Consider the following 13,671-nt stretch of genomic DNA (forward strand, 5'->3'; position numbering starts at 1 on the left):
CTGCTCCGTAAACTCAGATCGGCACGCTGGTCGGCCGCTTCCACCTGACCCAGGCAGCAACGATCAGGCGGGTCACGGTGAAGGCCGTGAAAACCGTCGTGATGATGCCGATGCCGAAGGTCACGGCGAAGCCGCGGACCGGTCCGGTGCCGATATAAAACAGCACCGCAGCCGCAATAAAAGTCGTGATGTTGGAATCCAGAATGGTCGCCAGCGCGCGCTTGAAGCCGGCATCGATCGCCGAGATGGCGGTGCGGCCAGCGCGCAGTTCCTCGCGGATGCGCTCATAGATCAGCACGTTGGAGTCCACGGCGATGCCGACCGTCAGCACGATGCCGGCGATGCCGGGCAGCGTCAGCGTGGCGTTGAGCAGCGACAGGATGCCGAAGATCATGAGGACGTTGATGGTCACCGCGATGTTGGCGAACAGCCCGAACAGGCGGTAGGTCAGCAGCATGAAAACGATGACGAGGATCGACCCGACATAGGCCGCAAGCTCGCCCTTGGCGATCGAATCGGCGCCGAGGCCGGGACCAACGGTACGCTCCTCGATGATGCTGAGCGGCGCAGGCAGCGCTCCGGCACGCAGCAGGATCGCGAGATCATTGGCGCCCTGCACCGTGAAACTGCCCGAGATCTGGCCGGAGCCGCCGGTGATCGGTTCACGAATGACGGGGGCCGAGACCACTTCATTGTCGAGCACGATGGCGAAAGGCAGATTGACGTTCTTCACCGTGGCGTCGGAAAACTTGCGTGCGCCCGACGTGTTGAAGCGGAACGAGACGATCGGCTCGTTAGTGCGCTGATCGAAGCCCGGCTGCGCGTCGGTCAGGTCAGCGCCGGAGACCAGCACTTCCTTCTTCACGAGATAAGGCGTCTTCGGCGACTGCGAGCTCATCAGGAGTTCAGAGTCGGGCGGCACCCTGCCCTGTGCTTGCTCGGCCGGGATCGAGGTATCGACCATGCGGAAGTCGAGCTTCGCCGTCTTGCCGAGCAATTCCTTGAGGCGGGTCGGATCCTGCAGACCCGGGACCTGCACCAGGATGCGGTCGAGACCCTGACGCTGGATCAGCGGTTCGACGGTGCCGAGTTCATTGACGCGGCGCTCGACGATCTGGATCGACTGTTCGACCGACTGGCGAATCCGGTCATTGATCGCGGCCGGCGGCACCGAGAGGCGGATCAGGCCGTTGCCTGCATCCGAAACTTCGAGACTGCGCTGGCCGCTCTGCCCCATCAGGCCGCCGAGCGGCTGTGACAGCTCGCGCAGCTTGGTGAGTGCGGTCTGATAGTCGGTGTCCTTGGTGATGCGGACTTCGACATTGTCGCCGCGAACGCCAAGGCCGGTGTACACGATCTTGGCGTCACGCAGCGTGCGACGAACGTCGTCGCGCACCTGATCGAGCTTGTCCTTCTTGACCGAATTGGCGTCGACTTCGAGCAGGATGTGCGAGCCACCCTGCAAGTCGAGACCCAGCACCAGATGGCGCTGCGCCCATTTTGGCCAGGTTTTCACGGTGGCTTCGGGAAAGAAGTTAGGAACCGCGCACAGGCAGACCACGAGCGCCGTCAGAATGACCGCCAGCGCCTTCCACCGCGTGAAATACAACATCGAGATGACCCGTCAGATTCTTAAATAATGGCGACGCGTAAACGCGTCAGCTCGCGGTCGAGTCGTCCTTGGCCTCGGACTTGTCCGCCTTCTCCTTTGCGGGCTCACCCTTGGTGCGCACACCCGAGATCATCGTACGGAGCTGGCGCACACGAACGCCCTCGGCGAGTTCGAACTCGACCTGCTCGTCGTCCACCACCTTGGTGACCTTGCCGACAAGACCGCCCGAGGTGACGATGGTGTCGCCGCGGCGGATGTTCTTCACCATCTCGGCGTGATCCTTCACCTTCTTCTGCTGCGGACGCAGGATCAGGAAATACATGATCACAAAGATCAGCGCGAACGGCAGCAGTGACATCAGCATGCTGTTGGTGTCGCCGCCGGCTGCAGCCTGGGCAAACGCAGGGGTAATGAACATCGGAAGTCCTCGTGAACGCTGGGGAATAACCGGCGACGCGTCGGCGTTCGGCCGGTTTGGGCAAATTCGCGCGGACTATAGCGGCCGGCGTCCCAATTGCAACGCCGGTAAACCCACTGATTTGCCTGCGATTTGTACCGCTTGCGGATGTGTTCCGGGCTCGATATGGGTGCGCGCCGAGGAAAGTCAAAAATGTCAAAAAAGCCCAATAAAACAAGCCGCCGCCCTGCCAAAAAGGCTCCCGCGACCCGCACATCAAAGACCGTCCGCACGACCGCGGCAAAACGTCCGCGACCAGCCGCCGCCCCCCGGATCGACGAACGGATCGCACTCGCGCTTGAGGCCATTGCCGCCGGCATGGCCGCCGCGGCGCCGAAGCGCTCCAATGCCGATTCTCTGGCCCAGGCCGACGCCTTCATCTGGCATCCCGACGGCCGTCTGGCCCCAGTCCCCAAAGTCAGCCGGGTCGATATTGGCCTGCTGCAGGGCATCAACCAGCAGGTCGACACCCTGATCGAGAACACCCGGCGCTTCGCCAACGGCCTGCCAGCCAACAACGCGCTGCTTTGGGGCGCGCGCGGCATGGGCAAGTCGTCGCTGGTCAAGGCTGCGCATGCCTCGGTCAATGCCAGCAAATCCGTCGCCGGTCGCCTCAAGCTGGTCGAGATCCATCGCGAGGACATCGAGAGCCTACCGGCACTGATGGAACAGATCCGCGCTTCGGATTTCTATTTCATCGTGTTCTGCGACGACCTCTCCTTCGACGGCAACGATGCCTCCTACAAGTCGCTCAAGGCTGTGCTCGAAGGCGGCATCGAAGGCCGGCCGGACAACGTGATCCTCTATGCGACCTCGAACCGCCGCCATCTTCTGGCCCGCGAGATGATCGAGAACGAACGCTCGACCGCGATCAATCCCGGCGAAGCCGTCGAGGAGAAAGTGTCGCTGTCGGATCGTTTCGGCCTCTGGCTCGGCTTTCACAAATGCAGCCAGGACGAATATCTCGACATGGTGCGCGGCTATTGCAGCCATTACGACATCAAGATCGACGCCGCCGAGCTGGAACGCGACGCGCTGGAATGGTCGACCACCCGCGGCTCGCGATCGGGCCGTGTCGCTTGGCAGTTCGTGCAGGAACTCGCCGGCCGCCTTGGCGTGAAGCTAGCAACGAAGTAAAAACAAATGCCGCCCCGTCATGACAACGGGGCGGCGCCAGTCTTCTTTTATACCAGGCTTCGCAACTCGCGTGCTGCCGCGACCATATTTACGAGCGCAGGCCGCACCTCCTCCCATTTTCGAGTCTTCAGCCCGCAATCGGGATTGATCCAGAGCTGAGCGTCCGCCAGCCGGTGCCGTGCAAGCTTGAGCAGATCAACCATGTCGCGCATTTCAGGCACCCGCGGCGAGTGGATGTCGTAAACGCCCGGACCTATCTCGTTCGGGTACTTGTAGGTCCTGAATGCATCGAGCAGTTCCATCTTCGACCGTGACGTTTCGATGGAGATCACGTCGGCGTCCATGGCACCAATCGCGTCGATGATGTCGTTGAACTCCGAGTAACACATATGCGTATGGATCTGCGTGTCGTCACGCACGCCGGACGAACAAATGCGGAAGCTCTCCACGGCCCAATCGAGATAGGACTTCCATTCCGATTTGCGCAGCGGAAGCCCTTCGCGGAGTGCCGCTTCGTCGATCTGAATCATACCGGCGCCAGCCTTTTCCAGATCGGCCACCTCATCGCGTATCGCGAGCGCGATCTGGCGACAGGCGACTTCGCGGGGAACGTCGTCACGCACGAACGACCAGTTCAGGATCGTGACAGGCCCTGTCAGCATGGCCTTCATCGGACGTTCGGTGAGCGACTGTGAGTACTGCCACCATTCGACGGTCATCGGATGCGGCCGGGACACGTCGCCGAACAGCACGGGTGGCCGCACGCAGCGGGAGCCATAGGACTGCACCCAGCCGTGTTTTGTGAAGGCAAAGCCGGAGAGCTGCTCGCCAAAATACTGCACCATGTCGTTGCGCTCGAACTCCCCATGTACCAGCACGTCGAGACCGATATTCTCCTGCCAGCGCACCGCCCTTGCCGTCTGGTTCTGCAGGAACGTCTTGTAGGCGGCATCGCTGAGTGTGCCTCTGACATGGGCCCCGCGCGCATTTCTCACTTCCGCAGTTTGTGGAAACGAGCCGATGGTCGTTGTCGGAAATGTCGGCAGCCTGAAGCGTCGATGCTGTTCGGCCGCCCGTGAGACAAAGTCACTGCCACGCTGACGCATGGTTGCATCAACAGAGGCGACGCGCTTGGCGACAGTAACGTCGTGGATCTTCGGCGATGCCTTTCGCGCGGCGGCTGCGGCATCCGACGTTGCAAGCGTCGCGGCGACATCAGCGCGGCTGCTAGCCAGTGCAGCACCGAGGGTGGCCAGTTCTTCCATCTTCTGGATCGAAAAGGCCAGCCAGCTATTGACGTCCGGATCGAGCTCGGTCTCAAGGCTCAGATCGATCGGCACATGCAGCAGCGAGCAAGATGGCGCGAGCTCCACGCGATCCCGTCCCAGCAGATCGACCATGGGCTCCAACCCATCGAGAAGACTGGACAGGTCGGATCGCCAGATATTGCGTCCATCGATCACGCCGAGCGAGAGAACCATGTCCTTCGGCACTTTCGCAGCGACTTCATCGAACTGATCGGGTGCACGAACCAGATCGAGATGAAGGCCGGCCACGGGAAGCGACAAAGCCAGATCGAGGTTGTCACCCAGCTCGCCAAAATAAGTGTTCAGCATGATCCTGAGTTGCGGAACCGCTTCGGCAAAAGCCGCATAAGTCTTCTGCAGCGCCTGCCGAGCGGACGCGTCGAGATCGAGCACCAGACACGGCTCATCCAGTTGCACCCACTCGGCGCCGCCGTCGGCTAATTCCCCGAGCACCTCAACATAGACGGGCAGCAATCGATCGAGCAGCGTTACCGGGTCGAATGACGCACCCATACTCTTGGCCAGTTTGAGATAGGTCACAGGCCCGACCAGCACAGGTCGTGTCTGATAACCCAGCGATCTCGCCTCCTCATACTCCTTGATCGGCTTGCGCGATGCGAGACTGAAGGTCTGATCCTGCGTCAGCTCAGGCACCATGAAATGATAGTTGGTATCAAACCACTTGGTCATCTCCTGTGCCGGTACGCCTTGCGACGCGCCATGCGCATGAGAGCCGTGCGTGCAGGCCTCGTCATGCGCATCGCCTTGTGATCCACGCGCCATGGCAAAATAGGTCGCGAAGGAAACATCTCCGCCGGTCCAGCCATAGACTTTGGGAATAGCGCCTACCATGACGCTGGTATCGAGCACTTGATCGTAGAAGGAGAAGTCGTTCGACGGCATGACCGTGATCCCGAGCGACTTTTGACGCGCCCAGTTTGCGGCACGCAGTCCGATGCCGACATCGATCAGTGCATTCTCGTCGATTGTACCGGACCAATAGCTTTCCAGCGCCATCTTGAGCTCACGCCGCGGACCGATCCGTGGCGTCCCCAATGTAGCAACAGGAAGTGAGGTAGTTGATTTTGAAGAAGTAGACTTTGACACAGTAGACATGGCTTAACCCCAATGATTGGGGGCAAAAGGCCAAAGTGACACGTCTGGATTCCACGACGGCAGTCGCGGAATCGCAACCGCACCACCGGGACACCCCGCCCGAGGACGTTTATGTTGTCGGGGCAGGTCTCCTGGCTCGCGGGTCAATGCTGCTGTCCGGTCTTCCCAAAACCTTTGCAGGTCTCAGTGACTTTAATGGACAGCGGCTCACCGCTTACAGTTGCGGGGGCAGCTCCGGCCTTGGCTTAACGCCTCACCGGCTTCCCTCTTAGCTTCGGGCAAACCTTCCCGAAGAACCACGACAGCTTCACATATGGGCAACATCGCACGGCAGTCAACAGAGCGTGCGCGGACGAACTCTGCCCACACGCAGCAGCGCGTTGAAGATTCCGGAGCCGGAGTGGGCCGTAGCCCCGAGATCAAACGCATCAAGCCCGGCACGAGGCCGGGCTTGATCAAATGCGAACTACACTTCGTGGATTGCGCTTACGCGCCGTTGAGGAACTGCAGCGGATCAACCGGCGACGAGCCCTTGCGGATTTCGAAGTGAAGCTGCGGCGAAGTGACTTCACCGGACTGGCCGGACTTGCCGATCACCTGACCGCGCTTGATGGTCTCGCCACGCTTCACCATCAACTCACTCGCATGGGCATATGCGGTGACGTACCCGTTGGAGTGACGAACGAGAACCAGATTGCCGTAGCCCTTGAGCTCATTGCCGGAATAGGCAACGACGCCATCTTCGGCAGCCTTGATCGGCGTGCCTTCCGGCACGGCGACGTTGATGCCGTCATTGGACTTGCCATTGGTCTTGGCGCCGTAGCCTGTGACCACGCGGCCGCGTACCGGCCAACGGAACGTCGGCAAAGCGCCGGTTGCGTCTGCGGCTTTAGTCGGCGATTCCGTTGTGGTTTCTTCGGGCATCGTCGTCGCACTTGCGAGACGCGCCTTTTGTGCGGGTTCGGTAGCAGCGACACGAGTTACCGGCGCGGTCGTGACAGCGCCGGCAGGCGCCGCGGCAACAGCTGCCGGAGCCGGCGCAGCAAGCGGTGCGGCTACGGGAGCAGCGGTGGCCGTACGCGCACCGGGTACCGTGATCCTGGAGCCGAGCTTCAATTGGGCAGTCGGTGACAAACCATTAGCGCGCGCGAGTTCGGCCACCGGCACGTTGTTCCGGCGCGAGATGCTCATCAGCGTATCGCCGCGATTGACGAAATGAGTGGTCGATGCGCCAACGGCAGGTTTGCTCGGAGCAGCGGCAACGGCCGGAATTGCCGCGGCGCCCTGGCGCGGAATGATCAGTGACTGACCGGGCGACAGCGCGCGCGGACCCTTGTAGCCATTGGCCTGCAGGATCGCAGCCGACGAGACGTTGTAGCGCTTTGCCAGACCATCGAGCGTATCACTGGTGCCGACGATGATCGAGGTGCCACCATCACGGGCAAGGCCGTTGGTCGCCGCAACCGAGCGCGGCGCCGTGGAGCCGGTGGTTTCGATCGGCGCGCGTGCGGGCGGCGGCGTATACATACCGTTGCCGCCCCCGCTGACGGGAGCAGCCGACGCAACTGGACGAGCTGTCGGATAGGACTGCGGCGCCGAGATCGGCGGCGGCAAAGCCTGGGATTGATACTGCGGCTGCGGATTATAGGCCGGACGCTGATACTGCGGCAGCTCCTGGCGCTCGACCGGCGCGCGTGGCGCTCGCTGCGGCACCGAGCCGGTGGTTTCGCCTTGCCAGCCAAAGCCACGGGACTGACCCGAGTCAAAACTTGGATTCTGAGATAGGCGTGTCTGCATATCGGCGCTGCAGCCCGCAAAACCGATAGACATCAGCGCCAGCACCGCGACCTGCGGAGCGCGGCGCGAGTAAAGCAACTCGACAACGCTGGACATTGGTTACTCACTCATACGCAACAAACAACTGAATTGAGTAAACACCGTCTCCGTTACCAAGCCTTTAACCTTGCGACCAACACGTGACAGCCGTTCACGAACTTTTTTCAGAGTTCGCGCGCGATGCCCGGAAGCGCTGGCACAAAACGCACGTCCACCAGCTCCTTTCGCTCCAATCCATCCCCGGTTTTGCGGATCCGGACCAGGGTCTGGACGCCATTGTGAGGACCAACCGGCGCAATCAGAATACCGCCGTCCTCAAGCCGGTCGGTCAGCGCCACGGGCACCTCCTCCACGGCGGCGGTCACGACGATCCGGTCGAACGATCCCAAATTGGCAGCCGGATTGAGGCCATCCCCGAGCATGACCTCGATATTATGGAGGCCGAGTGCCTCCAACCGGGTTCGGGCGGCATCGGCCAGGGTGCGATAACGCTCGATGCTGAGCACATTGCGGACGAGCTTTGACAGGATCGCGGCCTGGTAGCCCGATCCCGTGCCGACCTCGAGTACACGGTGACCAGCATTCAACTGCAGTTGTTCGGTCATATAGGCCACCACGAAGGGCTGGCTGATGGTCTGGCCGCAGGCAATAGCCAAGGCCGTATCCCGCCAGGCATGGGCACGATCGTTCGGCTCGACGAAGCGATCACGCGGAATATCCTCCATTGCGCGCAGCACCAGCCGATCGCTGATCCCACGGCGCCGCAGACCAAGCTGAAACGTCATCTGTTCAGGCGGCTGTCCGACGGTAATCATGGAAATGCCTCACGCAGCACCGGGTTAGAAACACTCTCGATCTAGCAAAGATAGATTGATGTATTTCTGCGATCGGAACCGGGATAGCCTAACGAAAACTTTTATTGTTCCACGCGCGGAACCGGCAACATACCAGCCTGTTATGGGCGGGGTGCTGAAATCCAGTTCTTGCTTTATCTGATACCGAACACGCTACATGCGTCTTTGGGTCACGAAAATGGCAATGCGTCGAGATTGCGTTCAACCCGGGAATTTGCGATTTTGTTCAGAAGATTGGGGCTAGGAAACCGGCCATGACTGCAACGAACCCGCCGGGCGGCTCCGTCTTCCTTGTCGAAGACGAGGTCATGATCCGCATGATGGTTGCCGATATGCTTGAGGAACTCGGCTACAGCGTGGCCGCCGAAGCCGGTGACATCAACGAAGCAATCAGGCTAGCCGGGTCTGCCAAATTCGAGATTGCGATCCTCGACGTCAACGTCAATGGCAAGGTGATTTCGCCGGTCGCCGAAGTAATCGCATCGCGCAACCGCCCGTTCATCTTCGCGACTGGTTACGGTGCGCAAGGCCTGCCGGAAGAATTTCGTGACCGCCCGACGCTGCAGAAGCCTTTCCAGATGGAAACGCTGGCGCAGGTGCTGTCCACGACGCTTAAGGGCGTCGCGGTTTAGGCGAGCCCCTCGCTTATCTCGAAATCTCAGGCAAGCGCCTTGGTCAGCGCTTCGGAGAATACATCGTCCGTACGATCGAGACGCAGCGGCGTGACCGAGACGTAGCGCGCAGCAAGGGCTGCGAGATCGGTGCCCTCCAGTGGGGCTTCCGCGGCGACGATGCGCTCGAAACCGATCCAGAAATACGGATTGTTACGGCCATCCCGCCGCTCATCGACGCGCAGAAAGCCCTGATTGCGCTTGCCCTGCCGGGTGACGACAACACCTTTCACCTCGTCGGCCGCGCAGGCCGGGAAGTTAACGTTGATCACCGTGTTCTTCGGCACGCCCGCCTTGATGACCTTGCGCAGCACGTCCGGACCGAATTTCAGCGCGGTCTCCCATTGCGGATTGTGACGCGTTTCCATCGAGAATTCCTGACTCAGCGCCACCGACGGGAAACCGAGAATGGTGCCTTCGAGCGCGCCGGCGATGGTACCGGAATAGACCACGTCCTCGGCGACGTTGCGGCCCTTGTTGACGCCGGACAAGACGAGATCGGGCTGCTTGTCTTTTAGGATATGACGCGCACCCATGATGACGCAGTCGGTCGGCGTGCCGCGCACGGCATAATGCCGGGGGCCGACTTCGCGCAGCCGCAGCGGATCGTTTAGCGACAATGAGTGCGACACACCAGACTGATCGAGCTCGGGCGCCACCACCCAGACGTCGTCGGACAATTCCTTGGCGATCTGCTCGATGATCTTCAGGCCGGGGGCGTGAATGCCGTCGTCATTGGTGCAGAGAATGCGCATTCGTGAGGTGCCTTTTCGATCGGGAGGGCCGCTGGCCGGCACCGGTTTTTGCCAGCATGTGCCCGCTTTTGCCACCCCCATTTTGGGCGCTGTTTGTGCGCAGCCAGCGCCCGGAAAAGTGATTTTCCCGCAGGCCGGAACATTTCGGCGTCGCCGCGATTTCTTGTTTAGGTAGGTGAGTGCCAGTTGCGTCTGAAGCATGTGCGCTCGACCCGGATGGCCTTGGTCGCAGCGCCCCACAGGGCGACGGAGATGGCGAAACAGCTCAAACGGGTGTTGATCATCGGATTGCCGGCGATCGCGGTTGTCGCTCTGATGGGGTGGCTACTGCCTCTCCGGCTGGCCGAGACCAAGCCAGAACTCACTCTCAATACGGCGGTCATCGCAGCACCTGATGACCCAGAAGAACAAGACATCGCCACCCCCGCGCCTTCGCAACTCGTCGGCGTTCCTGATGCCGCAGAGCTCAACCGTCTCAGCCTCTCCCGCCAGTCGTTCCGCCGTGGCGGCCTCGGCTCGCGGGCACTCATGACCTTCACCGTGCGCAACGCCAATGACTATCCGGTCAAGGACCTCGAAATCGCCTGCGCCTTCCGCAGTCGGGATGGGCGCTACGTCACGGAGCGCCGCCGCGTCATCGCGGAGACCGTCAGCACGAAAAGCCGCAAGGCGTTTCCGATGACACTGATGGGCTTCGTCAACATCAAGGCCGAGAAAGCCAGATGCGCGCTGGTAACGGCCAGCCGCGCGTGAGCGGCTAGCCGTGACGTCGCCTAGTCAGCCTGCACGACTTTGAGTCCGCCCATATAGGGCTGCAGCACATCCGGCACGGCAATCGAGCCGTCTTCCTGCTGATAATTTTCCATCACGGCGATCAGCGCGCGGCCAACGGCCGTGCCCGAGCCATTCAGCGTGTGCACGAAGCGCGGCTTGCCGTCCGGTCCACGCGAGCGCGCATCCATGCGACGTGCCTGGAAGTCGCCGCAAACCGAGCAGGACGAAATCTCGCGATAGGCACCGCCTTCGCCTTGGCCCGGCATCCAGACCTCAATATCGTAGGTCTTCTGCGCAGCGAAGCCCATATCGCCGGTGCACAGCGTCATCACGCGGTAATGCAGGCCAAGCCGGCGCAGCACTTCCTCGGCGCAGGACAGCATACGCTCGTGCTCGTTCTTGCTCTCCTCGGGCGTGGTGATCGAGACCAGTTCGACCTTGGTAAACTGATGCTGGCGGATCATGCCCCGCGTATCGCGGCCGGCAGCGCCAGCCTCGGCACGGAAGCACGGTGTCAGCGCCGTCATGCGCAGCGGCAGTTCTTTTTCGTCGAGAATGGATTCTCGGACGAGATTCGTCAGCGGGACTTCGGCGGTCGGAATCAGCCAGTAACCCTGCCCTTCACTACCGATCGCACCAGCGGCGAACTGATCGTCGCGAAACTTCGGCAGCTGCGCGGTACCAAACATCGCATCATCGCGCACCAGGAGCGGTGGATTCACTTCCGTATAGCCGTGCTCGTTCGTATGCAGATCAAGCATGAACTGCCCGATGGCACGTTCCAGACGCGCGAGGCCTTTCTTGAGCACGACAAAACGTGCGCCCGAGAGTTTGGCCGCAGCCTCGAAATCCATGAAGCCCATGGCCTCGCCGAGGTCATAATGCGCTCTCGGCGCGAAGGCATAGTTGCGCTTGGCGCCGAAGTGATGGTGCTCCACATTGCCATGCTCGTCGACGCCTTCCGGCACCTCGTCGAGCGGCAGGTTCGGGATTTCGGCAAGCGCGACCTTGAGCTTATCCTCGGCGTCCTTCACCGCGGCTTCCATCGCCGGCATCGTCGTCTTGAGTTCGGTGACCTCGGCCATCAGCGCATTAGCGCGCGCCTCGTCCTTGGTCTTCTTGGCCTCGCCGATTTCCTTCGACGCCGCATTGCGCCGCGCTTGCGCCTGTTCGGATGCCAGGATCGCCGTACGGCGGGTCTCGTCGATCGCCAGCAACGACGCCGATAGGGGCGCCAATCCCCGCCGCTTCAGCGCAGCGTCGAAAGCTTCGGGATTGTCGCGGATCGATTTGATGTCGTGCATGGAGAAAGTCCTGGCGATGGCGCTGGAATGTTGACCTACACCGTCGATGGCGGAGGTCAACGCGGCCCTGACTACCCCGAAACCCGCTGATTTGGAACATCAAATGGATCGGCAGTGTCGCTTGAGAACGCCCCTACTGCGCTGGCGTCACGTCCGTGCCGGTCTCAGCAGCCTTGGCAGCAGCGGCCTTGGCGGCATTCTTCTCGACCATGCTGACCGCAATGATCGAACCTTCGTAGAGGATTAGCAGCGGGATCGCGAGGGAGGCCTGGCTGATCACATCGGGCGGCGTCAACACGGCCGCGATAACGAAAGCGATGACGATGAAGTAGCGGCGCTTTTCGCGTAGCTGCTTCGAGGTCAAGATGCCGATGCGGCCGAGCAGCGTCAGGATCACGGGCAGCTGGAAGGCGATGCCGAAGGCGAAGATCAGCGACATCATCAGCGACAGATATTCGCCGACCTTGGGCAGCAGCGCGATCTGCGCGGTATCGGAGCTTCCGGTCTGCTGCATGCCCAGCGAGAACCGGATCAGCATCGGTAGCACGAGGAAATAAACCAGCAGCGAGCCCAGCGCGAAGAAGATCGGCGTCGCGATCAGATATGGCAGGAACGCGCCCTTCTCGTGCTTGTAGAGGCCGGGCGCCACGAACATGTAGATCTGCGCGGCAATCACCGGAAACGAGATGAACCCGGCGCCGAACATCGCAAGCTTCAGCTGGGTCAGGAAGTATTCCAGCAGCGCCGTGTAGATGAATTTTGAGTTCTCGGGCCCGGCGACCCAGACGAACGGCCAGACCAGAACATTATAGATCTGCTTGGCGAAAAAGAAGCAGAAGACAAAGGCCACGGCGAACGCCAGCAGGGCCTTGATCAGCCGTGACCGCAACTCGATCAGGTGATCCATCAAGGGAGCCTTGGAGGCTTCGATATCTTCCGCGCTCATGACGCTTTGGCGTCCTTCAGAACGTCAGGATTGGTCATATCGGACGCTGCTACCCCATCATTGGCGGCAGTGTGGGTTTCAACCGGCGCCGGTTGCACTTCCCGGGTAATGGCCAACGGCTCGTTCACGGCAGCCATTTCCTGCGCATGCGTTTCGGCTTCAACGAAGGTCTCGGGTGTCGGCGCTTCGGGCGTGGTGGGCACCGCCGGCGGCGTATCGAGGTTGTCGGCCTTATCGATGGCCATATCGACTGAAGAATTGGCATCGCTGACGTCTTTGGTCAGCGAGGTCATGATGTTGTTGGTGCTGAAACCGGAGGCAACATCCTTCACGTCGTCGAAGGCCTTTTTGACGTCGGCCATTTCGGCTTCGCGCATCGCTTCATTGAACTGGCCCTGGAATTCCGAGGCCATCTTGCGGGCCTTGCCCATCCACTGCCCGACCATGCGCAGCACGCCCGGCAGTTCTTTCGGGCCGATGGCAATCAGCGCGACGACCGCGATGACGACCAGTTCACTCCACCCGATGTCGAACATGAAAAATTCCGCTCACGCGGGGCTGGATGCGCCCGCGTCTCCTTCAATGGCCGCCGCGATCGCCAAGGACAATCCCTTGGGACCTCAGACAGCCTTGCTGCCGACGTCTGTACGGTTGGCGGTCGGCGCCGGCGGAGTCTGGTCGATGGTACGGACCGGCTCGGTCGGCTTGTCAGCCGGCTTGTCGTCGTCCGCCATGCCCTTCTTGAACGCCTTGATGCCCTGCGCAACGTCGCCCATCAGGTCGGAAATCTTGCCGCGCCCGAACAACAGCAGGACCACTCCGATCACAACGATCCAGTGCCAAATGCTGAGTGAACCCATCCTGCTAACCCTCCAAACACGCGGCCAGTCGCCCAGCCTGAT

The 13,671-nt window shown here is 61.2% G+C and carries 13 protein-coding genes and 1 riboswitch; of the genes, 3 read left to right on the plus strand and 10 right to left on the minus strand.

The annotated features are described in order from the left end of the window. Positions 1-13 precede the first annotated feature (13 nt). The gene (secD, locus tag CIW50_RS06575; protein ID WP_149530497.1) at positions 14-1,612 is read right to left on the minus strand and encodes a protein translocase subunit SecD; all 1,599 of its coding nucleotides are present in this window, start codon (positions 1,610-1,612) and stop codon (positions 14-16) included. 46 nt (positions 1,613-1,658) lie between these two features. Then, the gene (gene yajC / locus CIW50_RS06580) at positions 1,659-2,030 is read right to left on the minus strand and encodes a preprotein translocase subunit YajC (RefSeq protein WP_149530498.1); all 372 of its coding nucleotides are present in this window, start codon (positions 2,028-2,030) and stop codon (positions 1,659-1,661) included. A gap of 192 nt (positions 2,031-2,222) precedes the next feature. Between yajC and CIW50_RS06585 the strand changes: the two genes are divergently transcribed. Then, on the plus strand, positions 2,223-3,206 hold the full coding sequence (locus tag CIW50_RS06585; protein WP_149530499.1) for an ATP-binding protein: 984 nt from the start codon (positions 2,223-2,225) through the stop codon (positions 3,204-3,206). A gap of 47 nt (positions 3,207-3,253) precedes the next feature. Here CIW50_RS06585 and metE read toward each other — a convergent pair whose 3' ends face one another. From metE to CIW50_RS06600, 3 genes are all read right to left on the minus strand, one after another. Then, a complete protein-coding gene (gene metE / locus CIW50_RS06590; RefSeq protein WP_149530500.1) occupies positions 3,254-5,629 on the minus strand; it encodes a 5-methyltetrahydropteroyltriglutamate--homocysteine S-methyltransferase in 2,376 nt (791 codons plus the stop codon). 104 nt (positions 5,630-5,733) lie between these two features. Continuing rightward, a riboswitch (cobalamin riboswitch) is annotated at positions 5,734-5,945 on the minus strand. A 170-nt stretch (positions 5,946-6,115) separates the two neighbouring features. Next, a complete protein-coding gene (locus CIW50_RS06595; protein WP_149530501.1) occupies positions 6,116-7,522 on the minus strand; it encodes a M23 family metallopeptidase in 1,407 nt (468 codons plus the stop codon). Positions 7,523-7,629: 107 nt separating this feature from the next. Then, positions 7,630-8,280 (minus strand): protein-L-isoaspartate(D-aspartate) O-methyltransferase, encoded by a 651-nt coding sequence (locus CIW50_RS06600; RefSeq protein WP_246664184.1) that lies wholly within the window; start codon positions 8,278-8,280, stop codon positions 7,630-7,632. Between the two features lie 293 nt (positions 8,281-8,573). Between CIW50_RS06600 and CIW50_RS06605 the strand changes: the two genes are divergently transcribed. Then, entirely contained in the window at positions 8,574-8,951 is a 378-nt protein-coding gene (locus tag CIW50_RS06605; protein ID WP_149530502.1) for a response regulator, read from the plus strand. A 26-nt stretch (positions 8,952-8,977) separates the two neighbouring features. On the opposite strand, the gene surE is transcribed toward CIW50_RS06605, so the two are convergent. Further along, positions 8,978-9,745, minus strand: a complete 768-nt coding sequence (surE, locus tag CIW50_RS06610; protein WP_149530503.1) for a 5'/3'-nucleotidase SurE — start codon at positions 9,743-9,745, stop codon at positions 8,978-8,980. A 252-nt stretch (positions 9,746-9,997) separates the two neighbouring features. Here surE and CIW50_RS06615 point away from each other — a divergent pair, with 252 nt between their 5' ends. Further along, positions 9,998-10,498 carry a hypothetical protein gene (locus CIW50_RS06615; protein WP_149530504.1) on the plus strand — a complete coding sequence of 167 codons (501 nt, stop codon included), beginning with the start codon at positions 9,998-10,000 and terminating at the stop codon, positions 10,496-10,498. A 20-nt stretch (positions 10,499-10,518) separates the two neighbouring features. Here the strand turns inward: CIW50_RS06615 and serS are convergent, their stop codons facing one another. From serS to CIW50_RS06635, 4 genes are all read right to left on the minus strand, one after another. Beyond that, positions 10,519-11,823: a serine--tRNA ligase gene (gene serS, locus CIW50_RS06620; RefSeq protein ID WP_149530505.1), complete on the minus strand. Its 1,305-nt coding sequence runs from the start codon at positions 11,821-11,823 to the stop codon at positions 10,519-10,521. A gap of 133 nt (positions 11,824-11,956) precedes the next feature. After that, on the minus strand, positions 11,957-12,769 hold the full coding sequence (gene tatC / locus CIW50_RS06625; RefSeq protein ID WP_149530506.1) for a twin-arginine translocase subunit TatC: 813 nt from the start codon (positions 12,767-12,769) through the stop codon (positions 11,957-11,959). Then, complete coding sequence (tatB, locus tag CIW50_RS06630) at positions 12,766-13,305, minus strand: Sec-independent protein translocase protein TatB (protein WP_149530507.1); 540 nt, start codon at positions 13,303-13,305, stop codon at positions 12,766-12,768. Before tatB ends, tatC begins: the two co-directional genes overlap by 4 nt. An 84-nt stretch (positions 13,306-13,389) precedes the next feature. Then, positions 13,390-13,629: a twin-arginine translocase TatA/TatE family subunit gene (locus tag CIW50_RS06635; RefSeq protein WP_092142544.1), complete on the minus strand. Its 240-nt coding sequence runs from the start codon at positions 13,627-13,629 to the stop codon at positions 13,390-13,392. Positions 13,630-13,671: the final 42 nt, after the last annotated feature.

Origin of the sequence: Tardiphaga sp. P9-11 (assembly GCF_008329525.1) — a bacterium.
In the GTDB taxonomy this organism is placed as follows: Bacteria; Pseudomonadota; Alphaproteobacteria; order Rhizobiales; family Xanthobacteraceae; genus Tardiphaga.

Coding starts and splice junctions, on each gene's coding strand:
- secD (WP_149530497.1), bottom strand. CDS start 1,612: ATGTTGTATTTCACGCGGTGGAAGGCGCTGGCGGTCATTCTGACGGCG.
- yajC (WP_149530498.1), bottom strand. CDS start 2,030: ATGTTCATTACCCCTGCGTTTGCCCAGGCTGCAGCCGGCGGCGACACC.
- CIW50_RS06585 (WP_149530499.1), top strand. CDS start 2,223: ATGTCAAAAAAGCCCAATAAAACAAGCCGCCGCCCTGCCAAAAAGGCT.
- metE (WP_149530500.1), bottom strand. CDS start 5,629: ATGTCTACTGTGTCAAAGTCTACTTCTTCAAAATCAACTACCTCACTT.
- CIW50_RS06595 (WP_149530501.1), bottom strand. CDS start 7,522: ATGTCCAGCGTTGTCGAGTTGCTTTACTCGCGCCGCGCTCCGCAGGTC.
- CIW50_RS06600 (WP_246664184.1), bottom strand. CDS start 8,280: ATGATTACCGTCGGACAGCCGCCTGAACAGATGACGTTTCAGCTTGGT.
- CIW50_RS06605 (WP_149530502.1), top strand. CDS start 8,574: ATGACTGCAACGAACCCGCCGGGCGGCTCCGTCTTCCTTGTCGAAGAC.
- surE (WP_149530503.1), bottom strand. CDS start 9,745: ATGCGCATTCTCTGCACCAATGACGACGGCATTCACGCCCCCGGCCTG.
- CIW50_RS06615 (WP_149530504.1), top strand. CDS start 9,998: ATGGCGAAACAGCTCAAACGGGTGTTGATCATCGGATTGCCGGCGATC.
- serS (WP_149530505.1), bottom strand. CDS start 11,823: ATGCACGACATCAAATCGATCCGCGACAATCCCGAAGCTTTCGACGCT.
- tatC (WP_149530506.1), bottom strand. CDS start 12,769: ATGAGCGCGGAAGATATCGAAGCCTCCAAGGCTCCCTTGATGGATCAC.
- tatB (WP_149530507.1), bottom strand. CDS start 13,305: ATGTTCGACATCGGGTGGAGTGAACTGGTCGTCATCGCGGTCGTCGCG.
- CIW50_RS06635 (WP_092142544.1), bottom strand. CDS start 13,629: ATGGGTTCACTCAGCATTTGGCACTGGATCGTTGTGATCGGAGTGGTC.